27 protein-coding genes are annotated in these 21212 nt (G+C 39.5%); 11 read left to right on the top strand and 16 right to left on the bottom strand.

Annotated elements, in window-relative coordinates; genetic code table 11:
* Positions 1 to 7 precede the first annotated feature (7 nt).
* From ACQKEZ_RS11470 to ACQKEZ_RS11450, 5 genes are read right to left on the bottom strand one after another with little or no spacing between them, the layout of a single operon-like run.
* Complete coding sequence (locus ACQKEZ_RS11470) at positions 8 to 1357, bottom strand: lysine N(6)-hydroxylase/L-ornithine N(5)-oxygenase family protein (protein ID WP_427300894.1); 1350 nt, start codon at positions 1355 to 1357, stop codon at positions 8 to 10.
* Complete coding sequence (locus tag ACQKEZ_RS11465) at positions 1332 to 1886, bottom strand: GNAT family N-acetyltransferase (RefSeq protein ID WP_427300893.1); 555 nt, start codon at positions 1884 to 1886, stop codon at positions 1332 to 1334. The genes ACQKEZ_RS11470 and ACQKEZ_RS11465 overlap by 26 nt, the downstream gene beginning before the upstream one ends.
* Positions 1883 to 3664, bottom strand: coding sequence for an IucA/IucC family protein (locus tag ACQKEZ_RS11460; RefSeq protein WP_427300892.1), 1782 nt, complete (start codon positions 3662 to 3664; stop codon positions 1883 to 1885). Before ACQKEZ_RS11460 ends, ACQKEZ_RS11465 begins: the two co-directional genes overlap by 4 nt.
* Positions 3661 to 5166 carry a pyridoxal phosphate-dependent decarboxylase family protein gene (locus ACQKEZ_RS11455; protein ID WP_427300890.1) on the bottom strand — a complete coding sequence of 502 codons (1506 nt, stop codon included), beginning with the start codon at positions 5164 to 5166 and terminating at the stop codon, positions 3661 to 3663. The genes ACQKEZ_RS11460 and ACQKEZ_RS11455 overlap by 4 nt, the downstream gene beginning before the upstream one ends.
* Positions 5150 to 6499, bottom strand: a complete 1350-nt coding sequence (locus ACQKEZ_RS11450) for an aspartate aminotransferase family protein (protein WP_427300888.1) — start codon at positions 6497 to 6499, stop codon at positions 5150 to 5152. The genes ACQKEZ_RS11455 and ACQKEZ_RS11450 overlap by 17 nt, the downstream gene beginning before the upstream one ends.
* A gap of 395 nt (positions 6500 to 6894) precedes the next feature.
* On the opposite strand from ACQKEZ_RS11450, the gene ACQKEZ_RS11445 reads away from it, so the two are divergent.
* Positions 6895 to 7428: a serine O-acetyltransferase gene (locus ACQKEZ_RS11445; RefSeq protein WP_427300886.1), complete on the top strand. Its 534-nt coding sequence runs from the start codon at positions 6895 to 6897 to the stop codon at positions 7426 to 7428.
* A gap of 5 nt (positions 7429 to 7433) precedes the next feature.
* Here ACQKEZ_RS11445 and ACQKEZ_RS11440 read toward each other — a convergent pair whose 3' ends face one another.
* The 4 genes from ACQKEZ_RS11440 to ACQKEZ_RS11425 form a co-directional block, all read right to left on the bottom strand.
* Positions 7434 to 7700 carry a hypothetical protein gene (locus ACQKEZ_RS11440; RefSeq protein ID WP_427300885.1) on the bottom strand — a complete coding sequence of 89 codons (267 nt, stop codon included), beginning with the start codon at positions 7698 to 7700 and terminating at the stop codon, positions 7434 to 7436.
* Positions 7701 to 7830: 130 nt separating this feature from the next.
* On the bottom strand, positions 7831 to 8097 hold the full coding sequence (locus ACQKEZ_RS11435) for a hypothetical protein (protein ID WP_427301912.1): 267 nt from the start codon (positions 8095 to 8097) through the stop codon (positions 7831 to 7833).
* Between the two features lie 91 nt (positions 8098 to 8188).
* Positions 8189 to 8740: a GNAT family N-acetyltransferase gene (locus tag ACQKEZ_RS11430; protein WP_427300883.1), complete on the bottom strand. Its 552-nt coding sequence runs from the start codon at positions 8738 to 8740 to the stop codon at positions 8189 to 8191.
* 15 nt (positions 8741 to 8755) lie between these two features.
* Positions 8756 to 9622, bottom strand: a complete 867-nt coding sequence (locus tag ACQKEZ_RS11425; RefSeq protein ID WP_427300881.1) for an AraC family transcriptional regulator — start codon at positions 9620 to 9622, stop codon at positions 8756 to 8758.
* 114 nt (positions 9623 to 9736) lie between these two features.
* Here ACQKEZ_RS11425 and ACQKEZ_RS11420 point away from each other — a divergent pair, with 114 nt between their 5' ends.
* Entirely contained in the window at positions 9737 to 11113 is a 1377-nt protein-coding gene (locus ACQKEZ_RS11420) for an MATE family efflux transporter (protein ID WP_427300879.1), read from the top strand.
* Positions 11114 to 11191: 78 nt separating this feature from the next.
* On the opposite strand, the gene ACQKEZ_RS11415 is transcribed toward ACQKEZ_RS11420, so the two are convergent.
* From ACQKEZ_RS11415 to asnB, 3 genes are all read right to left on the bottom strand, one after another.
* Positions 11192 to 12031 carry a phytoene/squalene synthase family protein gene (locus ACQKEZ_RS11415; RefSeq protein WP_427300877.1) on the bottom strand — a complete coding sequence of 280 codons (840 nt, stop codon included), beginning with the start codon at positions 12029 to 12031 and terminating at the stop codon, positions 11192 to 11194.
* Positions 12032 to 12202: 171 nt separating this feature from the next.
* Positions 12203 to 12427, bottom strand: coding sequence for an NAD(P)-binding protein (locus ACQKEZ_RS11410; protein WP_427300875.1), 225 nt, complete (start codon positions 12425 to 12427; stop codon positions 12203 to 12205).
* 83 nt (positions 12428 to 12510) lie between these two features.
* Complete coding sequence (asnB, locus tag ACQKEZ_RS11405; RefSeq protein ID WP_427301910.1) at positions 12511 to 14352, bottom strand: asparagine synthase (glutamine-hydrolyzing); 1842 nt, start codon at positions 14350 to 14352, stop codon at positions 12511 to 12513.
* 173 nt (positions 14353 to 14525) lie between these two features.
* Here asnB and ACQKEZ_RS11400 point away from each other — a divergent pair, with 173 nt between their 5' ends.
* Positions 14526 to 15056, top strand: coding sequence for a DUF2777 family protein (locus ACQKEZ_RS11400; RefSeq protein ID WP_427300873.1), 531 nt, complete (start codon positions 14526 to 14528; stop codon positions 15054 to 15056).
* A 38-nt stretch (positions 15057 to 15094) separates the two neighbouring features.
* Here ACQKEZ_RS11400 and ACQKEZ_RS11395 read toward each other — a convergent pair whose 3' ends face one another.
* The 3 genes from ACQKEZ_RS11395 to ACQKEZ_RS11385 all read right to left on the bottom strand — a co-directional run bounded on the left by ACQKEZ_RS11395 (position 15095) and on the right by ACQKEZ_RS11385 (position 17115).
* Complete coding sequence (locus tag ACQKEZ_RS11395; protein ID WP_427300871.1) at positions 15095 to 15463, bottom strand: YisL family protein; 369 nt, start codon at positions 15461 to 15463, stop codon at positions 15095 to 15097.
* A gap of 92 nt (positions 15464 to 15555) precedes the next feature.
* The gene (locus ACQKEZ_RS11390) at positions 15556 to 16461 is read right to left on the bottom strand and encodes a fumarylacetoacetate hydrolase family protein (protein ID WP_427300869.1); all 906 of its coding nucleotides are present in this window, start codon (positions 16459 to 16461) and stop codon (positions 15556 to 15558) included.
* A gap of 45 nt (positions 16462 to 16506) precedes the next feature.
* A complete protein-coding gene (locus tag ACQKEZ_RS11385; RefSeq protein ID WP_427300867.1) occupies positions 16507 to 17115 on the bottom strand; it encodes a hypothetical protein in 609 nt (202 codons plus the stop codon).
* Positions 17116 to 17398: 283 nt separating this feature from the next.
* Here ACQKEZ_RS11385 and ACQKEZ_RS11380 point away from each other — a divergent pair, with 283 nt between their 5' ends.
* From ACQKEZ_RS11380 to ACQKEZ_RS11345, 8 genes are all read left to right on the top strand, one after another.
* A complete protein-coding gene (locus tag ACQKEZ_RS11380; protein ID WP_427300865.1) occupies positions 17399 to 18487 on the top strand; it encodes a CotH kinase family protein in 1089 nt (362 codons plus the stop codon).
* Between the two features lie 128 nt (positions 18488 to 18615).
* Positions 18616 to 18777: an aspartyl-phosphate phosphatase Spo0E family protein gene (locus ACQKEZ_RS11375; RefSeq protein WP_427300863.1), complete on the top strand. Its 162-nt coding sequence runs from the start codon at positions 18616 to 18618 to the stop codon at positions 18775 to 18777.
* A gap of 126 nt (positions 18778 to 18903) precedes the next feature.
* Positions 18904 to 19125, top strand: a complete 222-nt coding sequence (locus tag ACQKEZ_RS11370) for a spore germination protein (RefSeq protein WP_427300862.1) — start codon at positions 18904 to 18906, stop codon at positions 19123 to 19125.
* Between the two features lie 14 nt (positions 19126 to 19139).
* The gene (locus tag ACQKEZ_RS11365; RefSeq protein ID WP_427300860.1) at positions 19140 to 19373 is read left to right on the top strand and encodes a spore germination protein GerPB; all 234 of its coding nucleotides are present in this window, start codon (positions 19140 to 19142) and stop codon (positions 19371 to 19373) included.
* Between the two features lie 29 nt (positions 19374 to 19402).
* Positions 19403 to 20014, top strand: a complete 612-nt coding sequence (gene gerPC / locus ACQKEZ_RS11360) for a spore germination protein GerPC (protein ID WP_427300859.1) — start codon at positions 19403 to 19405, stop codon at positions 20012 to 20014.
* Complete coding sequence (locus ACQKEZ_RS11355; RefSeq protein WP_003210893.1) at positions 20011 to 20187, top strand: germination protein GerPD; 177 nt, start codon at positions 20011 to 20013, stop codon at positions 20185 to 20187. The genes gerPC and ACQKEZ_RS11355 overlap by 4 nt, the downstream gene beginning before the upstream one ends.
* Positions 20187 to 20615: a spore germination protein GerPE gene (locus ACQKEZ_RS11350; protein ID WP_427300857.1), complete on the top strand. Its 429-nt coding sequence runs from the start codon at positions 20187 to 20189 to the stop codon at positions 20613 to 20615. The genes ACQKEZ_RS11355 and ACQKEZ_RS11350 overlap by 1 nt, the downstream gene beginning before the upstream one ends.
* Before the next feature lie 22 nt (positions 20616 to 20637).
* Positions 20638 to 20856 carry a spore germination protein gene (locus ACQKEZ_RS11345; protein WP_003211468.1) on the top strand — a complete coding sequence of 73 codons (219 nt, stop codon included), beginning with the start codon at positions 20638 to 20640 and terminating at the stop codon, positions 20854 to 20856.
* Between the two features lie 49 nt (positions 20857 to 20905).
* Here ACQKEZ_RS11345 and ACQKEZ_RS11340 read toward each other — a convergent pair whose 3' ends face one another.
* Positions 20906 to 21205 (bottom strand): HNH endonuclease, encoded by a 300-nt coding sequence (locus ACQKEZ_RS11340; RefSeq protein WP_427300855.1) that lies wholly within the window; start codon positions 21203 to 21205, stop codon positions 20906 to 20908.
* Between the last annotated feature and the right edge of the window lie 7 nt (positions 21206 to 21212).

Here is a 21212-nt window from a genome sequence, read left to right as displayed (position 1 = left end):
ATCCTCCTTAACCTTTGATTTTCTCAAATGTGTGTGCCTTCTTGCGAGTGCCAAATGTTTGGAAGACGTGCTTATCATAAAGTGGGTAGATTGTTTTTCCAGTCAGTTCATTGATAATCACAGAGCTTCGATATGCGCCGAGTCCTAAGTCTGGTGCACCAACACCATGTGTATGAAGCTCACCATTTTGAACAAACACATCATTTTCACCAATTGTAGTGGTTTTTAATCGATATTCGCGTTCAATTTGGAACCGACCTTTATCATCCCATTGAATATGGTGAGAGATTGGATCAATAAATGACGGCAAAACAGATTGATAGCCGGTCGCTAAAATAACAATATCCGTTTCATGTGTAAAAGGCTCGTCTTTGACCCATTGTGAGCAGGCAAGCACAAGACCTTCTTTTGTTTCTTCAATGACATTTACCTCTGTCATTGCTTGTAGCTCAGTATTCAAATCCGCCCCACATGCAGAACGTTCATAAAGCAAATGATAAATATCTTGAATCATCGCTGTACTAATTCCCTTGTACAGCAGATCCTGTTGCTTTAATAGCTCATCCTTTTTCCCTTGTGGCAGTCCGTAAAAGAAGTCAATATAATCTGGAGAAAAGTATTCTAGGCCAAGGTTCGAATATTCCATCGGAAAGAAGCCTTTCGAACGAGTAAACCAGTGAATGTCCTGCGCTTCGTCATCAGATAAAATATCGTAAAAAACCTCTGCTGCACTTTGTCCAGATCCAATGACTGTCACTGATTTCCCTTTAAAGAATCCTGCCTCTTTTCGTTTTAAATAGTCTGAGGAATGAAACACGCGCTCCCCTAATGCCGGTTGAAGAGATGCTGGTACCGCAGGCTGTGTACCGATTCCTAGGACCAAGTGTTTACTGTAATACAGCTCAAGTGATTGATCCTGGACATTTCTTACCTGCACCTCATATACCTTCTGATCTCCCTCTTCCAATAAGGATACAGATTCAACATTCTTGCCAAAGCGGCATGAATCTAATTGCTCGGCTACCCAGCGGCAATAATGACTGTATTCCTTACGAGGGATATGGAAATTTTCGAGAAAGTAAAAGGAGTACAATCGATTTTGCTCCTGTAAATAGTTCAAAAAACTATATTTACTCTTCACATCTGCCATGCTAACAAGGTCAGCTAAAAAAGGCACTTGAAGTGTGGTTCCCTCGATTAGCATTCCTGGATGCCAATGAAAGGCCTCGCTTCTTTCAAAAAATAAGGCCTCTATTTCATCCACTTCCTCTGATAAAGCGGCTAATCCAAGATTAAACGGGCCGATCCCGATGCCAATTACGTCCACTACTTCATTTTGCTTGTTCAACCGTGTCATGGTTATACTTCCTTTCAAAACGTTCTCGATCACAAAACATCAATAGACCTGTTTTATCTGGTAGCTTCACTGATTTGACTCGCTCAAAGCCACAAGTTTCAAACACATGAATCATTTTTTCATTGCGAATATCAGGCTCAGCGACAATTTTTTTAGTTTGTTTATTTTGTTGAAATTGGAAATTTGTCATCTCGCGAAGCAAAGGTCCCGCAAGACCTTTCCCTACATAAGTAGGCTCTCCAATTAATAAATGAATGCCTTGATCATGCGGAGCTGATTCATAATACTTTTCGATGACATCGCCTTTGACATTGTAAGCCTCAAAGTAGCTCATCGGCTTCCCATCAATCGTACCTAAATAAAGGGTTTGATGAGGGTCATGAATAGCCTTATAAAAATGCTTTTCAAATTGCGAAAAAGGGATATTCAAGTTCCAAAACGGATGAACATAATCCTCCTGCATCCACTTGTGGACAAGCCGAACGTCTCTATCGTATTCAGCGCGAATGAATTCAATACGATGCCTCACCCGATAAGCGCCTCCTTATGCAAAAATAACGGATTGAGAACAGATGTATAGCGTGACTGTGTTTCAAGAGACCCTGTGAGCTCGTCCATGTCTTCAAACCTTGTTAATAAATTGGCTTTAGACGGAAGTTCTTTTGAACGGAGCAGGCTATCAGTCAGCTCAGATCTACCATATTGTTTCTCATGCTCAAGCAGTGTGTCTCTCATCAGTTCAAGCAGCACCTCTTCTTCTACTAATCTAGCTGTACCAAAGCCATTCACCAAACCGAAAAGATGATTGAAAAAGAAATAGTAACGAAGTCTTTCAACAGCCACGTCATCTGAACAGATCGTTTCACTTCTGACACTTAGATTTTGAACAAGGGCTGCAAGCTTTTCTTTTTTAGATTCACTGTAATAGTAGCCTTGATTATCTCTGTAATAAAATGTCTCTGGATATCCGTCTTTTAACTGTACAACGGCATTTTGCTGATGTGCTTCAAGGGCGAGACCATACGTTTCAAACAGCCATAACATTGGCTTTAAAGAAATATCCAAATATTGCTTAAACCAATCTCTGCTGACAACTTTCGTTGATCTGCCTTCTTTTTCAGAAATGGCATGAATGATCCCAGAAAGTCGGGATTTTTCCCCAAACGCATGATCTTGACATAGTCCAGCAATTAAACTAGCACCTTTTTCATTGTGTAAGAATGGATTTTGACGAATCACCACTTCAAAGCCTGATTCAGCCTCTTCTCCTTGAATCGAAAGATATGCTGGATCTTCAATAACTTTGAAACTAGGAAACCTTTCGTTTAAAGAAAGACCTAACTCACTTTGCAAAATCCGTGACATCTCCACACCACGATCGAGTTCCTTTTGCTTATTCACTCTCAGTGAATTTGTGATTTTGACAGGCACTGAAAACTTCAGCATGTATGCTGCCTCTTTTTGGTAAATGGTTCTAAATGAAGAAGTTGCGGTGTAATGTGTTCCGAGTTCACCAAGATATGTCAACTTGCCATTTTTGATATGTTCTTTGACAAAATCCTTCTCCATCACGACTTTCACTTGAAGAGGATGAATGGGAATAAGGACAAATTCTCCCCCCTCCGTTAACTGTTGAAGCTGTGCTTCCTTTTCTGGCATTTGTCGTTTTAATTCTTCCAACATAATGTTGGAAGCTGACTTTGTTTCCGAAGAATCCTGTAAAACGATAGAGTGATGTGCCTTAAAGTAATGAAGCTTGAATTCTCCTTTTAGCTCCGGAGAATAATCAGCTTCCTCCTTCTCTGACATTCCTTGTCTGCTTTTTGGCGTAGGGTGAGTTAAGTGACCTAGTAAAAGGGACTGCTCTGCCTCAATATAGTCGAAATCAGCACTCGATAGTGCTTCGCTATCCGCCCTTCTTTCTCTAATAAAACGTTCAATGTTACGGCAGCTTAAAATGATGCGTAGCATAAATTCATCCTCAGCATCCGTACGGCCATATTCAATAAGAAGCTCCTTCGCGCAAAGGGCCACAAGCGTTGTATAATCTAGTATTGTCCCTTCTGTACTACTGTTTTGTGGGCGAAACAAAACTGGAAATGCAAAGATGTGACGACCTGTTACTGACCAGTAGCGAATCGGAATCACAAGCTCAAGTCCCTGATGCTTTAACGCCGCGATGAATACAAATGTCCCATCTGCTCCTTTTTCTCTTTTTGCTTCTTTATCAGCGCCCGTTTCACGCAAATAGCAGTTTAAGAAACTTTGCATTGTTGCATTTTCAGCCATTTGTTTAAATTGACTCAACTTAGTACCCTCCCGGATTGAATATGAGCGATCCCGATATCAACTATGTCAGAAAGGATTTCTTCAATATGTGCCATCGTTGTTCTCGGATTCAAGATTGTAAATTTCAAACATGTTTTCCCACTTACGACCGTTTTGGCGATCACCGCTGAGCCTGTCTGGAACAATGTACGATGAATATGCTTATTCACTTCATTCCCATGCTCTGTACCATCAATACCCGCAAACCGAAATACAACTGCATTGATCTCTGGATCTCTATTGATGATTTCTAAGTGTGTGTTCTGTTCAATCACTGCTGCGACTTCTTTAGCAAAACGAATGGTATGATCAATGATTTCACTAAATCCTTGTTCACCTATGACTCGTAAGGATAATAGCAATTTCAACGCATCAAACCTTCGAGTCGTTTGCACTGACTTATTGACAAGGTGGAGAATGCCATCCAATTCGTCTTCCTTTGGATTTAAATAATCGGCATGATAGTTTATAAAACGGAAATGTCTCTTGTCTTTCAATAAAAATGCACCACAGCTAATTGGCTGATAAAACTGTTTGTGAAAATCAACTGTCATCGAATCAGCTAGTTCTATGCCATCAAGTTTATGACGATAGGCATTACTTAGTACAAGCGCCCCACCATATGCTGCATCTGCATGAACCCATATATCGTGCTTATGTGCAATCGCATAAATCTCTTTGACTGGATCAATACTGCCAAAATCAGTCGTTCCACAGGTGGCAACGATTGCAAATGGCAATAATCCTGCTTCCTTTAGCTCATCTACTTTTCGCTTTAATCCATTTGTATTCATACGCTGATTCTGATCTGTTTCTACCAAAACAACTGCATCTTCACCTAATCCAAGCTGAGAAGCAGATTTTTTCACAGTAAAGTGGGCATTCTCTGAGCATAAAATACGCATCCGATTTGCCTCAGGAGGAAGACCCTGTTTTTGCACGTTCCAATTCCATATTTGTTCACAAAAATAATCTCTAGCAAGTAGAAGCCCCATATAGTTTGATTGAGTTCCTCCACTCGTAAAGGTGCCGTCAGCCATTTCTTCATAACCGAATTTCTCACATAACCATTTAAGGATTCGCTCCTCGATCAAAGAAGCAATGCCACTTTGATCGAATGAATCCATTGATTGGTTAAATGAACTGATGATCACCTCACCCGCAAGCGCTGGTATAAGTGGTGGACAATGGAGATGCGCCAAACATTTAGGATGAGAGACATGGATTAGGTTCGGTAAAAGATGCTCTTTCACATCATCAAATACATCCTCAATAGGCTCTCCCTTTAGTTGAAATTGAAACAATGCATCAGTTGCATCAGCTAATTTCCCAGGCAATATTCCACTGTACGGCCCTTTTTCTTGCGCCCATTCATCTAGCAAACTTTTAGCAGATGCTTGAATTGCTACTTGAAAGGCTTCTATCCCTTGTTTACTTTGATTCATGAACAATGAATCTGCCAAATTATTGTTTGATTGCATCGTGTACCGCCTCTTTAAATATCGCAATAACTTGTTCAAGCTGCTTTTCTGTCATAATAAGTGGTGGCAAGAAACGAACTACACTGCCGAAGCGGCCTCCTGTTTCAACAATTAGGCCTTTATCAAAGCAGTTTTTCTGGATGCGGCTTGCAAGTTCCGGATATGCGGGATAACTTCCATCAACATCCTGTCTTTCCTGAGGGTTAACGATTTCAACACCAATCATCAATCCTCTGCCACGTACGTCACCTAATTCAGGTACATCTTTCTGAATTTCTTTTAGACTGTTTTGCATGCTCGTTCCTAGCTTCTCGACTTGATCAAGCAGGTTTGTTTCTTTGATATATTTTAAAGTGGCTGTGCCAGCTGCCATTGCCATTTGATTCCCTCTGAATGTCCCGATGTGCGCGCCTGGATTCCATTTATCTAAATCCTTGTCATAAATCACAACTGAGAGTGGCAGACTGCCACCAATTGCTTTAGATAAAACAATGACATCTGGAACAATTCCAGCATGTTCAAAGGCAAACATTTTTCCAGTACGTCCGATACCCGATTGCACCTCATCTATGATTAATGGAATGCCTTTTTCTTTCGTAATTCTTCTCATTTCACGAATCCAATCGACAGATGCTGGGATTGAGCCCCCCTCACCTTGAACAGCCTCAAATATCATAGCTGCCGGTGGAAGAATTCCACTTTCTGGATCATTTAAGATTCTCTCAATATATGAACTTGAAATGCGGTGCGAATCTTTCCCACCAATCCCAAATGGGCAACGATATTCATATGGATATGGAAGAAAATGTACGTCTGGAATAAGCCCTTGTACATGCTCTTTCGGAGATAAATTCCCACTAAGAGCCATTGTGCCATGAGTGGCTCCATGATATGCACCATGGAATGAGAGAATGGATCGTTTGCCCGTTGCTGTTTTGACTAATTTGATCGCTGCTTCTATCGCATCTCCACCAGTTGGGCCGCAAAATTGAATTTTTGCTCTTTTTGCAAACTCTTCTGGCAAGCTAGAAAAAATCTCATTTACAAATTCTTCTTTTATTTCTGAGGTAATGTCCAATGTATGTAAAGGTCTCTTCTCATGAAGCATCTGTTCAATTGCTTCAATGACAACAGGATGATTATGACCTAGTGCAAGCGTTCCAGCTCCAGCAAGGCAGTCATAAAATTCTCTACCATCTGCATCCGTCACAATCATTCCTTCTGCTTTTTGCATCGCTAATGGGAACCGTCTCGGATAAGACCGTGCGTTAGACTCTCTTTGGTTTTGCTGCTCTAAAAACTGCTGATTTTTAGAAACGGTTTTGATGGACATATAAAACACTCCTCCAATTGATAAAGATTATCATTTTCAATTATAAGCCTATTGGATTTAAGGTATTTAAGTCAATTGATTTCAAAAAGATGATTCTAATAGCTCAATTAAACAAATAGTCTTTTTTATGAGGAAGATTGATAAGTTTCGAGGTTTTTCTGTTTAAACAGAGGGAATTCGCTCTGTTCTGTCTTGTGAGAACAAAATTTCATAAATAGAATTTCCTGGATCTTTTGTTCTAAAGAAGTGTTTTTCACAACATATACAATTAAAATGCAATGTTTTAAAGTATAAATTTCAAATAGAAATACAAAAGACTAAGCATAAAATCACCTTGATATAAGAAGTAAAAATGGTATAATTTAACTAAAAATTGAGAAAAAGCAGGTGAAGGGATGATTAGAACGAAAGATGATTTGCATGACTATTTAAAACAGGATAAAAAAGCACTAGGAATCTCACATAAGCGCCCTAAATTTTTTGGTGACGACATTTGGAAGTACCAAATTTGTCTGCGAAAGTATGAATATTATGCCAACATAAACTCGACCTTACTTAAGTTTTACTATCAATTTTTACATAAAAAGAAAGGACTGAAGCTTGGATTTGATATTCCTATCCGAGTGTTTGGCCCAGGATTGAGAATCAACCATTATGGACTACTTGTCGTGAATAGAAATGCTAGAGTTGGAGCAAATTGTGATATTCACCAAGGTGTGAACATTGGCCAAAATCACGGTCCTGATGATGTACCGCTCATTGGAGATGATGTGTGGATTGGACCAGGAGCCAAACTCTTCGGAAAAATTGAGATTGCAAATGGCATTTCTATTGGTGCCAATGCGGTTGTGAATCAATCATTTACAGAGGAGAATATTGTGATTGCTGGGATTCCTGCGAGGAAAATAAAAAACAAGCCCTTCATATGAAGGACTTATGTACGTGTGGACACATAAAAAGTAGCAATGCCAACGAGAATCAATAATATTAAAATGACATAAACAATAGTTGAAAAGATGATGATTAACCATCCTATACCTTTTCTATTTGTCTTAATGAGGTAAACACCTAATGCGAGCAATCCAAAAATCAATCCAAGAATTGCCCAGAGCCATTTTTCCTTTTTATGTTTAGGTGCATCAATATATAAGAATATCGCCACTGTGATGGAGACAAACCATCCACCACCAAAATACTCCATACCTCCACTTCCTTCCTCATATTATCAGTAATAGTACTTAATACCTTTATTTTTGTCAACACTTGTAGAAAGTCTATCTTTACACCTAGTTCGAGAGAGGAAATGACCTCATCCTCTCTTTCAACCGCTATTATTGATTTGAATAGCCCCACACCAATAACAGAAAATATAAAATAAAAATCGTAATGAGGACTAAATAAATAAGAATAGATATAACCAACACCGTCCAACCAAACCCTTTACGCCCTGTTTTGATTAAGTAAATCCCTAATGTAAATAGTCCAAACAGTAAACCAAGTATTGCCCACAGCCACTTGTTCTTTTGATGTTTTGGTGCATCGACAAAAACATAAACAGCTACTAATATTGAAACAAACCAACCTGTGATCAATTTCACAATGGCACTTCCTCTCTCATTCCCTATCACAATACATAATGTCTGATCACCCGTCAATACTGCTTTCACCAAGTCATAACACTAATTCTAGTCATACTTTCTGTTTGATGGATACCCATTCTTCTCTTAATATCCCATAGCGCATAGAGTCATAATATTTCTCTTGGTAGTAGCGCACCTTTCGCAATCTACCTTCTAATGTAAATCCACACTTTTCGGCACAGCGCATCATTCTTTTGTTGCCTGACCAAGTGGTAAGACCGATACGAGGGATGTCAATCTGATGAAATAAATAATCAACCCATAGTGATAAGGCTTCTGTACCAAAACCACCACTCCAAAAGCTAGAATCATAGATAATAATCCCACATTCAAGCCAGTGTGTTCGTTCATTCTCCCAATAACAAGAGACGGTTCCTTTTACTTCACCTTGAATCTCAATGGCGGCAAGCTTAGGCGGTACAGATACGTCTTCCATGTATCTTTTTTTAAACGGGGCAAGTGGGATTTCATGTTCATGGAAATAAGGCGCATTCCATTTCCTATAGGATTGATCGTCAGCTTTAAATTTCATATGCCACACATTCTCAATATCTTGTTCATCCAATGATCGAACGACCACTCGATTTCCTTTCAATATCAATTGGTTCACACTCCTTCATCTTGATGTTCTCCTTGCGAGATTGCGATATTGAATGGGGGTCATTCCTTCTGTTTGTTTAAATAGCTTTGAAAAATATGTTGGATCGTCTATTCCGATTTGTTCAGATATGGTGGCCATTTTTTCATTTGTTGAGGTAAGAAGACGTTTGGCCTTTTCTATTTTTAATCTGTTGGCATATTGATTTGGCGTCAATCCATACACCGTCTGCATGCAACGTGTGATGTAATCAGGATGATAATGCAAGACTTCTGATAGTTGTTCCATCTGAAGCTTGTCAGTAAAATGGTGCTCTATCCACCGGACGACTTCCGAAGCAACAGCTTCCTTCGCACTCGGAATATGAAATGCTTCCTTTTGCAACTGGATGAGTAGCTCTTCAAACTGTAGCTGCTTTCTGAGTGGCAGTTCTGATGTATCATCAGATAGTGCTCTCATGACGGAAAGTTGTTTTTCAATAATGGATCTACTTTTCACCCTTCCTTTTCGTGGCAGACTGAATTCATATCGTGCTGGCTTTTCAAAAGTGGCTTGATTTTGTTTTAGATCAAACCAATGATCCCTTGCTCGGTCTGTCCAATCAAATGTCTCAATCATAAAATGAAGCCATTCGTAATGCGCCTTTTCACTTGAGGCACGGTGGCCATAATGAGGTAAACCCGGTGAAAGAATAACGTACTCTCCTTCTTTCACATGATATGGCACATCATTCTCTGTAATAAATAGCTCCCCCTTTTGTACATATAGAAAGTCAAATACAGTGAATGTTCGAGATATGTGCCTATCCCCTTGACGAAACATGCCTTCTCCAGATGCGATATAGATCGGAAACGGTGGTACAGTAAACGTAATATATTGACTCATATTCGTCCCCTTATGAAGTCGTATTTTTCCAATAAGTTTCGTGTTCATCTCTTCTTATTATAGTCGATGCAAGGTACACTATAAATCGGATTTATGCTAAAAGGGGGCTGTTCTATGAAACAACATTCACTTAATTTAAAGAAGGTACAACCGAAAAAACAAAGCAAACACCCCTCATTGTTCGCTTTGACTTGGCCCATTTTTATTGAAATTTCTCTCTATATGTTGATGGGGAGCGCAGATACACTTATGCTGAGCCAATACTCCGACAATAGTGTTGCCGCAGTCGGTGTCAGCAATCAACTATTGAATTTACTGATTGTGATGTTTAGTTTTATTACAACTGGTACGACCATCGTCATTGCACAGTTCCTTGGTGCCAATCGACAAAAAGAAGCTGTTGAAGTCGCTTATGTTTCTCTAGGAACGAATTTCTTGATCAGTTTTGTTATTAGTATCCTGATGTTTCTGTTTGCTGTTCCTATCTTACATATGATGGGGCTATCCTCTGAACTGATGCCTGATGCTACCGTCTTTTTACAAATAGTTGGACTGCTCTCATTTATCCAAGCACTCATTATGACGTATAGTGCGATTTTAAAAAGTTACGGTTATACGAAAGAAACAATGTATGTCACTATTGGTATGAATGTTTTAAATGTGATAGGCAATTATTTTGTCATTTTTGGCCCATTTGGATTTCCTGTATTGGGCGTTACAGGGGTGGCCCTGTCGACATCATTTGCACGTCTAATAGGGCTAATTGCGATGATCTTCATTGTCAGGAAAAGAATCGGACTTACGTTGTCTCTAAAACGAATGTTTCATATCCAAAAAGCACATTTGCAAAAGCTATTAAAAATTGGCATTCCTTCAGCTGGTGAGCAGTTATCCTACAATGGGGCTCAAATGATCATTACGTACTTGATCACATTTATGGGAACGCAGGCACTTGCGGCGAAAGTGTACACACAAAATATCATGATGTTCATTATGCTGTTTGGCGCTGCGATCAGTCAGGGTACACAAATTTTAATCGGTCGTCATATTGGTGCGAAAGAATTCGACGATGCGTATCGTAGATGTATGAACAGCTTATATTGGGCAATCGCCATCTCGCTTCTCTCATCATGTGCATTATCTTTATCATCGACACATATTCTTGCTCTTTTTACAAGTAATGCAGAGATTATTCAAATAGCCAGTGTTTTATTACTCTTGACCATTATCTTAGAACCTGGTCGCTCGTTTAATATGGTTATTATCAATTCTTTAAGAGCTGCTGGTGATGCGAAGTTTCCTGTCTATATGGCAATCATTTCTATGTGGGGCATCGGGCTTCCGATTGCTTATATACTTGGCGTTCAATATGAGCTAGGGTTAATCGGCGTCTGGATTTCCTTTATCGTTGATGAATGGGTCAGAGGCGTTTTTATGTACAGACGTTGGCGTTCAAGAGTTTGGGTTACAAACCGGCTTACTTCTTCCTAAAAGAACAAAAAAGACTGTAGACGAACCTTTAATTTTAGCGGTTTGTCTACAGTCTTTTCATGTCATAACATACAATGATTACTTCATTTCCTCTAAAATAAGTGCTTCCTCTTTTTTTGTTATCAATTGTCTTTCTTTAAATACGTCATATCCGTTTGTTCTTACTTTATCTAAAATGGCTTTATAAAAATGAGCGACTGCTTTGACAGAGGTACGTGAATAAAGTGGAAACTCATGTACATGATCAAAAAATTCCTCATAGTACGCCTCTGCCTCAAACGCCATATACTCCCATACATGTATAAAAGCCTGATTGATTTTCGCTTCATACAGATCTTGTTCTGTATAACCAAATTGATTGAGAACCTGTTTTGGCAAATAAATGCGACCTCTTTTGGCGGCATCCTCTCCAACATCACGCAAAATATTTGTCAGTTGTATCGCAATGCCAAGAGACATCGTTGCCTCTCTTAAACGTTCGATTTTTCGAGGTGCTATGATCGGTAACAGCATCAATCCAACTGTGCTCGCCACATGATATGAATACATCAATAGCTCGTCTAGCGTTTCATATCGCTTATGTTCTAAATCCATTTCTTGTCCTTTCAAAAACTCACGAAATGGCGTCTCATTCATCTTGAATTCTTGAAATGTATGTTCAAGTGCCACCCACATCGGATCATGGCAATCCACCTCACCTTTTAAAAAGCGTTCAAATGCATCCGATAAGGATGCCAACTCTTCCTTTGAAGTGGCGATTTCATCTACAATATCATCCGCTCTTCTGCAAAAAGAATATACTGCCCAAACAGCCTGCCTTTTCTTTTTCGGTAGCATGAAAAACGCACGATAAAATGTTTTTGAATGATCCTTAATTATATCCTCACATGCTATGAACGCGGTTTGTACATCAATCACTCATCTTCACTTCCTTTCGTTCACTCAAAGAAATGTCATGTCATTCATGAATTTCAAAATACCCCTCATCTTCTTTTGGAAACACTCGCCTGATTTCCTGAAGCTGACGATCAAGATCCGTATACTTTGTATATATGGAGTATAGCGGGTCTAGTTTCAGAAGGTTCAGCCTCATATATCAATTCCGACGTCATGTAAAACGCCCTTTAGCATATCAGGAAGTAGGAGAATCGTCGATCCTTCATCTATTTTATAGCCTTTCTCCCTAACAAAAGCAAGTCTTTCCCCCAGCTTGTTGCTCTTCTCCATCAATGTCACATCATGACCCGCTTTTTTTAAATAGAGTGCGGAAATCATACCACCAAATCCTTCGCCAACAAGCCAGCAATCCTTCAATTCATTATTGCTGTTGCAAGTCCTGTCATCTTAAGTATTAAAAAAGTCGGTTTTCCAATCTACTTAAGAAAACCGACCCTTTGCTACACTTCTATATCAATCCGATATGTTTCAAACCAATGATGAATTTGTGCCAAATGGGCAATTAGCTGTGGGCCTTTCATTAATTGTCCGTACCAAGGTACTTGAAAAGAAGCACCTTCAGAATCAATCAGTTGCTGAAGTTGGCTTGGGTCAAGGAATTCATGAAGCACTGAATCTTTTTTGTAAAGACATTCAGTGAGCATTTGCTTCACCACCTGTGTATATGCTGGGTGATGTGTTTTTGGATATGGGCTTTTCTTACGATAAAGCACTTCTTCCGGTAAAATTCCCTCTAATGCTTTTCGTAAAACCCCTTTTTCCCGATTACCATACATTTTCATTTCCCACGGTATGTTCCAAACATATTCAACTAACCGATGATCAGCAAATGGGACACGAACCTCAAGACTCGCCCCCATACTCATTCTATCCTTACGATCAAGCAATGTTGTCATAAACCAAATTATATTTAAGTAAAAAAGCTCTCTTCGGGCTTTATCTACACCCGTTTCTCCATCTAAAAGAGGTGTTTCTGCCACCGTTTCCTCATATTTGGATTGAACGTACTCCTTGAGTTTTAGCTTTTTTTGCCAAGTATCTTGTAGGAGCCCAATGCGCTCCTCGGTTGACCTCATCCATGGAAACCCATTTGTTTCATTTGCCGTATGAAACCAAGGATATCCACCAAATATTTCATCCGCACATTCTCCCGATAAGCCGACGACAAATTCCCTTTTAATTTCACGGCAGAACCATAATAAAGAAGAATCTATATCAGCCATCCCCGGCAAATCTCGAACTTCTACAGCTTCTTTTAAATAAGCAGCAAGCTCCTCCTGACCAATCACACATCTGTGATGATGAGTGCCAAATGCATTTGTCATTTTTTCAATCCAAGGTCCATCACTATTCGGTTGAAAATGGCTCGCCTCAAAGAATTGGTCATTTTCTTCATAATCAATGGAATACGTATGAAGTGGTGCTTTACCAATTTGCTCAAAATGCTTGGCACTAATCGCAGTAATGGCACTAGAATCTACCCCACCTGATAAAAACGTACAAACAGGCACATCAGACACAAGTTGACGTGTGACCGCATCCGTAAATAAATGCCTAACATTGTGAACTGTGTCCTCTAGAGAATCAGAGTGCTCTTTGCTTTGCACATTCCAATATCTCCATACACGTAACCCCGATTTAGAAAAGGTAAGTGCATGGGCAGGTCTTAGTTCTTTGACTCCTTTAAATACCCCTTGGCCTGGCGTTCTTGAAGGTCCTAAACCGAAAATTTCTGACAGTCCCTCCCCATCAACCTTTGCCTTTATGTCTGGATGGGCAAGCAATGCTTTGATTTCTGAACCAAATAAAAAGGAACTATTCCGCTCAGTATAAAAAAATGGTTTGACACCTAATCGGTCTCTTCCTGCAAACAATAAGTCGCGCTCACCGTCCCAAATCACAAACGCAAAAATACCGTTAAAATGGGTGACACATTCTTCCTTCCACTCCGCATATGCGTGAAGGAGAACCTCTGTATCTGAGTGCCCCAAAAAACGGTGACCTCTTGTCAGCAGTTCCTTCCGTATATCCTCTGTATTGTAAAGTTCACCATTGTATACAACTGTGTAGGAATGGTTTTTATGTGTATACGTCATTGGCTGCTTGCCGCCTACTAAATCAACGACAGACAACCGCTTATGTCCAAACAGGACATGTTCACTTTTCCATATATTCGTATCATCCGGCCCTCTTTTAGATAATGTATCTGTCATTTGGTTTATCACATGATCCTGTTGGATGAGCTGCTTTTTAAAGTCTGCCCAGCCTGTAATTCCACACATCATCATCAGCTCCCATCCGTTTTTCATCAGGTGTTCTCATTCAGCCTTTCTTAGTTTATGCATCGCAAGCGCGATAGTTGATTTGTCCTTTTTTGACTTGGTATAGGACAAGCTTTTTTTGGAAAGAAAAATGAAGAAACGAAAGGAGAAGTGTATAGCAAATGGAGAACAGGATGAAGCAACTGGAAGATGGGAAACGAAAATGGAGTCTTGGATATTTGCTGCTTGAAGATGGACATTGTCTCATTGAGGATCAGACAGGCGATGTGATGATGATAGAAAGTTTGCCAAACCAGATGATTTATTTACAAGAGGAAGATGGATGGACAAAAGGTGAGTTAAATGGCACCACAATTTTGCAAGAAAATGGTCGTTTCATAGATGTTCAAGGTGGAGAGACCATTCAATATGCCCGCTCGGTTCCTAAAGGCTTACTCGACTTGCTTTTAACTTTAAATGAGGATGTATTCAATGAAGTGATCATTCAATTAGAGAGCTTTGGCTTTTCGGTTTATGATTGCATCTTTTCTTATTTTAACCAAATGCAAAATGTGAATAAAGGCGTATCTTTTTTTCAGTTTTCAACAGATGAGGCAAATGGTGCGCTTCAATATCATATTGATCGCTCATCAGGCACTGCACGCTTTGAATGGACAACAGCAGATGGAAAACGCCATGTCTCTATTTTTCAGGAAAAATCATAAAGAAAAGGCATCGCACAATGAAGCGATGCCTTTTCTTTTTAAAAAATATGAAACCCGATCGGTAAGCGCAGTCCGAGAAGAATGGTCACAACAGCGACCACAACAAAACCAATCAAGACGCCGACAATTGATTTCCCTTTCTTCTTACGAACGAGCACCATTTCCATCAATCCGATGACAATAATACCTAGTAGCATTTTGCCCATATATTCGCCTTGAAAGCCTGGAATCTTCATTCCAGTTCGAACATACAGCTCAGCACCAGTTGCAATGATAAGCAAGTAAAAAAGGCGAACGATCATATGTACAATTTTCGCACCTTTTTCATTTTTACCCGTCAGTGCAAGGGCAACAAAAAACAAAATAAGACCTAGAACCCATGCTGTAATATGTAAATGTGTACCCATCAGTCATTTCCCCCTTTATCAGAACAAGTACCTACATCATCGTACCACGAAATAAGTCGAACACAAAGCAACAATCCTGTGTCAAAAATGCTTTATTTCACTCGATTGGATAACGTACCAATTGGCTCGATGGTTACATCAATTTGATCCCCAGATTTTAAAAACTTAGGTGGTTCAAAGCCTTTGCCAACCCCAGATGGCGTTCCAGTTGCAATGATATCCCCTGCCTCTAATGTCATCCCTTTAGACAGGGTAGACACAATTTCTTCAATGGAAAAGATCATCAAATCCGTTCCAGCAGATTGTCGAATTTCTCCATTTATTTTCGTCTCAACATGCAGAGCATCATGATTTTCAATTTGGGATTTATGAACAAGATAAGGCCCCATCGGACACGATGTATCTAAGCTTTTCGCAATAAAAAATTGTTTATGTTTTTTCTGTAAATCCCTCGCCGTGATATCATTTATAATGGTGTACCCAAAGAGGTGATCCTTTACTTCTTCAGGCTGAATATTTTTTGCTGTCTTGCCAATAACGACTGCAAGCTCTCCTTCATAATCAAGTTCATTCGTCACACCTGCATGCAATTCAATATCAGCCTCATGACCAATCACAGAAGTCGGTGCTTTAGTAAAGATCATGACATTTTCAGGAATATCAGCTGCACTTCCCATCTCCATGACATGGTCTTTGTAGTTCTTTCCGACACACATCACATTTTTAATAGGTTTTGGAATAGGCGCATGGAGCTTGACATCTGACAATGGATAAATGTAAAAACCACGATCCTCTTCCTTTTTTTCAGCCCAATCTAAAAGCTGCTTCACATGATCAACAAACTTGTCCCCTATTTTGACACAGTCAGACAAAGAATCTGGCAGGGTTTCTAGTTCAAATAATTTAGCCTCTGCTCTTTTTAAGTCCATGACTCTTTCATCATCAATAACAACCCCTGTAAAAAGACGATTATTAATCTCACCAGTAAAAAACTTCATGTCTTCCCCTCACAATCTCAGTTTTACAACATAACAGATGTCACTTCATAACTTCTCTACACAATAAAAAAACCCTTTTTTATCATACTCTCTTTTAAAAAGGGTTTCAAAAATCGACAACCTGCAGATGTGATTTTTATTATTTGTAGCGACGGTATTCCCACATGTTACCTTGATCCCACTTACGATGCACATTTCTTTTGCTTCTTGGATGGTGCTTTCTTTTTCCACAGCCTTTACATGGATAACTTCTTTTGCGGCGATGAGATCGTTTAGATTTGTAGCTTTTTCGTGATCGTTTAGATTTGTAGCTCTTTGGTGATCGCTTGGATTTGTAGCTTTTTCGTGATCGCTTGGATTTGTAGCTCTTTGGTGATCGTTTAGATTTGTAGCTTTTTCGTGATCGTTTAGATTTGTAGCTTTTTTTGTGATCTTTCGAGCGCTTACTCTTATATGGCTTTTTACTGTGAACACTTTTCTTTGAGCGACGACTCTTTTTTGAACGGTGGGTTCTGTAACTCTTTCTACTTTTACGAGATTGATGACAGCGGCCTCCACCAAAGAACCAATGACGGCGCTGGTAAGATCGCTTAGAACGATGAGATCGTTCTGAACGCTTAGTTGACTTGTGTGAACGTTTAGATATTGGTTCACGATCCAGATGTTGATCGCGTCCTTCGCTTCTCAACGATTGAACCGCATGATTAATATGTGCATGATCAAATGTTCCCACGTATAAATCCCTCCCCTATCTGTACTTGGACAAAACAAACAGAATAGCTGTTTATCTTCTCTACTTCATGGTACGAGATTGGAGAGACAAGTGTTCTTGGCGAATGACCATATCTAGTAAAACTCCACATACACCCACCTTTTTGGTACAGGACATTCCCTATGTGTCATATGCTGTTGTAGTAAATAGGAGGCTGATGAAAAGATGACCCCTGAAGCGTTACCCATCCTCGATTTATGGATTCATCCGAAGGATTTCATCGATTTAAAAAAGGACATTTGGAATGATGAGCCGGTGGATGCCGTTATAAAAATAGGCAAAATGAAGTCTCATGTCTACATTTCGTTTCGTGGATCACATATACGGAAACTCAAGAAGAAATCGTATCAAATTGAATATAGAAAACCAAAAATGAGAGGTGGCGAAGCTTTATTCCACCTAAACGCTGAATTCAATGACCCTTCATTGATTCGAAACAGACTATCGTTTTATTTTTTTGAACAAATAGGTGTATTAAGCCCGTCTGCTTCACATGTATTTTTGACAATCAACGGAAAAAAAGAAGGCATTTATTTAAAAATCGAATCAGTGGATCAGCATTTTTTAAAAAAACGTCATCGCACAGAGGGTGCCATCTATTATGCAGTAGATGATGATGCCAACTTTTCACTGCTTAGTTCCTTTGATAAACAACCAAAAAAACATTTATTGCTTGGTTATGAAAAAATGTTAGGTTCCGTTCATCATGATCAACGTCTCAGTGAATTTATTTATTTTGTGAATACCGCAACAGACGACGCTTTTGCAAAGGACATCGACAAATACCTTGATGTAAAACAATACTTCTTATGGTTAATCGGTGTCGTCTGTACCCAAAACTTTGATGGGTTTGTTCATAACTATGCGCTGTATGTAAACAACACTGGGCATTTCCACGTGTTACCTTGGGATTATGATGCGACTTGGGGGCGAGATATACACGGTGAAGAGATGGAACACGACTACATCCCAGCAAGCGGCTTTAACACACTAACTGCAAGATTACTTGACATTCCCTCATTCAAAACAAGCTATTACACCCTTTTAAACAATGTACTCAACACGCATTTTACGGTTGAGAGGCTTTATCCCGTCATCACTTTATGGCATGAATCTTTCGAAAAATTCATCGAAAAAGACCCTTACTTAAAAGAGAAAAAGAATGTTTTGCAAGCAGAACGAGATTTAATTAAAAAATATATCAACAAAAGACGACGTTATTTACAGAATGAAATAAAAAAAGAAACAGAGTGAGTAAGAGAATACCTTCGAATTTTGTCACTTTATTTCTCATATTGACGAAACAGCTTTTCTCATAGAAAAATAGGGTATACTAACCATATCCTTCTATTTGATAAAAAATGTGAGAGTTGGCGTCCGTTATGATCAATCATGAAATTGAAGAGAAAAGACTGCATTTGATTGAGACTGCGAAAAAATTTGGAATGAATGCTGAAGAAACTATACGCTGTAGTCAAGAGCTAGACACACTATTAAATAAAGGCATCAAACACACCTCTAAGAAAAGTTCAAAAAAAGGGTAACAACTGAACTTACTCCTCTATTGAAAAGCTTTCAGAAAAGATAATCACACATTTAGGTGCACATCATAAGCTATGGTGAAACGCCCAAAACCAAACGCCCGAAATTCATAAAGGATGTGCACCGCGATGCCGGCTATTGTTGGAGCCTTCAAAGTAAACGCCGTCGGAACGAGCGGAGTCGTTCATGTTGGAGATTGCATCACAATTTCTCCGACCAGCCAGGTTAAGACGTTTGCCGGAGCAGGCAGCTTTAACACAGGTGATCAATTACGAATTAACAATTATAAAAGCGTCACGAACACGTACGATAGTGATGTGATTGATCAGCCGCTTGTTGGTAACTTGTAAGGAGTGAAGTGACATTGAACTTCTATATTAATCAGGCGATCCAAATCAATTATTTACGCGTGGAAGCTGTGAGTAACTCGTCTGTTTTACAAATTGGAAGTGCCGGATCGATCAAAGCGCTTTCGAACTTGTACAATACAGGAAGCTACGTAGAATCTGCCCCTGCGGCGGCTGGAACACAAGGAATCGAAGAATCTCAAGGGTCGAGCACGACACCATTTGTCCCGCTTCAATCACCGACAGCTTAATTCATGTGCAAACCCGGAGGTGTATCAAGATGTATGATTATCAAGCAAATGCTTCCCAAATGTATGGCATTATCCAAAAACAAACACAGCAAATCATGATGCTTGAAAAAAGGCTCAACGATCTTCAACAGGAAATGCAAATGATAAGAGACAAACCAACAACAAACATCGAACGGATCGATTATAAGTTTGATCAACTAAAAATTGAGCGGCTTGAAGGTACATTAAATATCGGCCTTAATCCTTCTGATCCAAATAGCGTGCAAAATTTTGAAGTGAGCCAAACCGCACCGGGAGTTGGAATGATGCAACAGGAAATAGCTGATCAATTTTTAGACCAGACGAGACAGCTTGTCGATGCTTTCTTAAATGATGAAGCACCAGAGCTATTAGAAGAATTAGAACAGCGCTATGAAGGAAGCCTTGATGATAGCAATAAACACCATATTATAGAAGATATCCGTAAACAAATTGATAGCAGAATCAAATATTATGCTGCACAATTGCCTAAAAATGAAGACATGACACCTAAGCAACGTGCTGAACAAATAGCTGAATACGTCAAACATGATATAAAAAGAGCGATAGAGCACTTTTTAGCACATATTCCACCTGAAACGAAAGGAGAGGAAAACGGATGAATTTCACAGTCGTGAATCGAAACATTGAGACAGGTAGCATTAAAGTGGTAGGGGTCTCGTCCTCCTCGTTATTTATCATCGGTGACACAGATCATGTTCAATTATCCTCTATATTTGATACGCCGCCTGAATCACTTATTATTGGACCGTTTGTTCCTCTAGCGCCAAGATAATGATTAAGCGAACATCTCAGGTCAAATTTGCAAAAGTAAATTCTGTTGGTATATCAAGCATCGTTCAAATTGGTGATACACAAGAAATGCGACCAGAAGTAAAGGTGCTTGCCGTCCAAAGAACGATTAGCTTATTTTACGGATATGAAGGAAATTTTACGGCAAAAGAAAATGAAGTATACTTTGAACCCATCCCATTAATGCTTCCTGAAAGATCAGTAAGAACCGCATTCTTTCATGAAACACCAGTCATTAAGGCATCTTCTATTCATGTAGAAGGGGTCTCTTCATCATCTATCATGCAAATTGGCTCAACATGTTCATTTAATGCTACAGCCCGAGTAAAACACATTCGTGAACTGTTCAGCGAAACCAAAAATCCGCCAAACTCACAAATGAATCCACAAGCGCATATGATGGTGATATGACTTCGGATAAAGGGTGTCGATTATGCCAGCAATTGTCGGACCAATTTACATTAATTCTATTTCTGGAGGCGTCGTGAACGTCGGCGATTCATTTTATCTTTCACCAAAAAGTTCGTCGAAATCTGCTCTAGGATCTGGAGCGGGGAATACCGGAGATTTTTTAATATTGAATAATGGCATTAGTGCAACTAACTATGTGGACCCAGACTTAAATGATCAGAACATGGTAGGCAATGCATAAGGCATCTCCTCTAAGAGCTTCAGTCAGCCTAGAGGAGTGCTTTTTGTGTTTATTTCCCCCTGCGTTCTCTCGTTTTTCTTGTTTTCACCAGCTTACTTGCTGGCTGTCTTCTGATCCATTTGATATATGGAACAAGTTTTTCATCTTGCCTTAATGCCTCTATTGTATTGAGACGAGCAGCAAGCTCTTGGTTCGTGTATAGAGCATGAATTTGTTTATGACATGGAAGACAAAGAAATGCGGTTGGAAGAAATGTCCCTCCTTCCTCCCTTGGTGTTAAATGATGCTCTGTGCGCCGTACATTTGATCTTCCGCACAATTCACATTGTCCAATGGATTTTTTCGCCATTCAAACA

The organism is Bacillus sp. NPDC077027 (assembly GCF_050269555.1).
Taxonomy (GTDB): domain Bacteria; phylum Bacillota; class Bacilli; order Bacillales; family Bacillaceae; genus Bacillus.
This window is presented reverse-complemented; position numbering and strand designations above follow the sequence as displayed.

Excerpts from the sequence above, each read along its gene's own strand:
- ACQKEZ_RS11470 (WP_427300894.1), bottom strand. The coding sequence starts at position 1,357 with ATGACACGGTTGAACAAGCAAAATGAAGTAGTGGACGTAATTGGCATC.
- ACQKEZ_RS11455 (WP_427300890.1), bottom strand. The coding sequence starts at position 5,166 with ATGCAATCAAACAATAATTTGGCAGATTCATTGTTCATGAATCAAAGT.
- ACQKEZ_RS11450 (WP_427300888.1), bottom strand. The coding sequence starts at position 6,499 with ATGTCCATCAAAACCGTTTCTAAAAATCAGCAGTTTTTAGAGCAGCAA.
- ACQKEZ_RS11445 (WP_427300886.1), top strand. The coding sequence starts at position 6,895 with ATGATTAGAACGAAAGATGATTTGCATGACTATTTAAAACAGGATAAA.
- ACQKEZ_RS11440 (WP_427300885.1), bottom strand. The coding sequence starts at position 7,700 with ATGGAGTATTTTGGTGGTGGATGGTTTGTCTCCATCACAGTGGCGATA.
- ACQKEZ_RS11425 (WP_427300881.1), bottom strand. The coding sequence starts at position 9,622 with ATGAGTCAATATATTACGTTTACTGTACCACCGTTTCCGATCTATATC.
- ACQKEZ_RS11420 (WP_427300879.1), top strand. The coding sequence starts at position 9,737 with ATGAAACAACATTCACTTAATTTAAAGAAGGTACAACCGAAAAAACAA.
- asnB (WP_427301910.1), bottom strand. The coding sequence starts at position 14,352 with ATGTGTGGAATTACAGGCTGGGCAGACTTTAAAAAGCAGCTCATCCAA.
- ACQKEZ_RS11400 (WP_427300873.1), top strand. The coding sequence starts at position 14,526 with ATGAAGCAACTGGAAGATGGGAAACGAAAATGGAGTCTTGGATATTTG.
- ACQKEZ_RS11395 (WP_427300871.1), bottom strand. The coding sequence starts at position 15,463 with ATGGGTACACATTTACATATTACAGCATGGGTTCTAGGTCTTATTTTG.
- ACQKEZ_RS11390 (WP_427300869.1), bottom strand. The coding sequence starts at position 16,461 with ATGAAGTTTTTTACTGGTGAGATTAATAATCGTCTTTTTACAGGGGTT.
- ACQKEZ_RS11380 (WP_427300865.1), top strand. The coding sequence starts at position 17,399 with ATGACCCCTGAAGCGTTACCCATCCTCGATTTATGGATTCATCCGAAG.
- ACQKEZ_RS11375 (WP_427300863.1), top strand. The coding sequence starts at position 18,616 with ATGATCAATCATGAAATTGAAGAGAAAAGACTGCATTTGATTGAGACT.
- ACQKEZ_RS11370 (WP_427300862.1), top strand. The coding sequence starts at position 18,904 with ATGCCGGCTATTGTTGGAGCCTTCAAAGTAAACGCCGTCGGAACGAGC.
- gerPC (WP_427300859.1), top strand. The coding sequence starts at position 19,403 with ATGTATGATTATCAAGCAAATGCTTCCCAAATGTATGGCATTATCCAA.
- ACQKEZ_RS11355 (WP_003210893.1), top strand. The coding sequence starts at position 20,011 with ATGAATTTCACAGTCGTGAATCGAAACATTGAGACAGGTAGCATTAAA.
- ACQKEZ_RS11350 (WP_427300857.1), top strand. The coding sequence starts at position 20,187 with ATGATTAAGCGAACATCTCAGGTCAAATTTGCAAAAGTAAATTCTGTT.
- ACQKEZ_RS11345 (WP_003211468.1), top strand. The coding sequence starts at position 20,638 with ATGCCAGCAATTGTCGGACCAATTTACATTAATTCTATTTCTGGAGGC.
- ACQKEZ_RS11340 (WP_427300855.1), bottom strand. The coding sequence starts at position 21,205 with ATGGCGAAAAAATCCATTGGACAATGTGAATTGTGCGGAAGATCAAAT.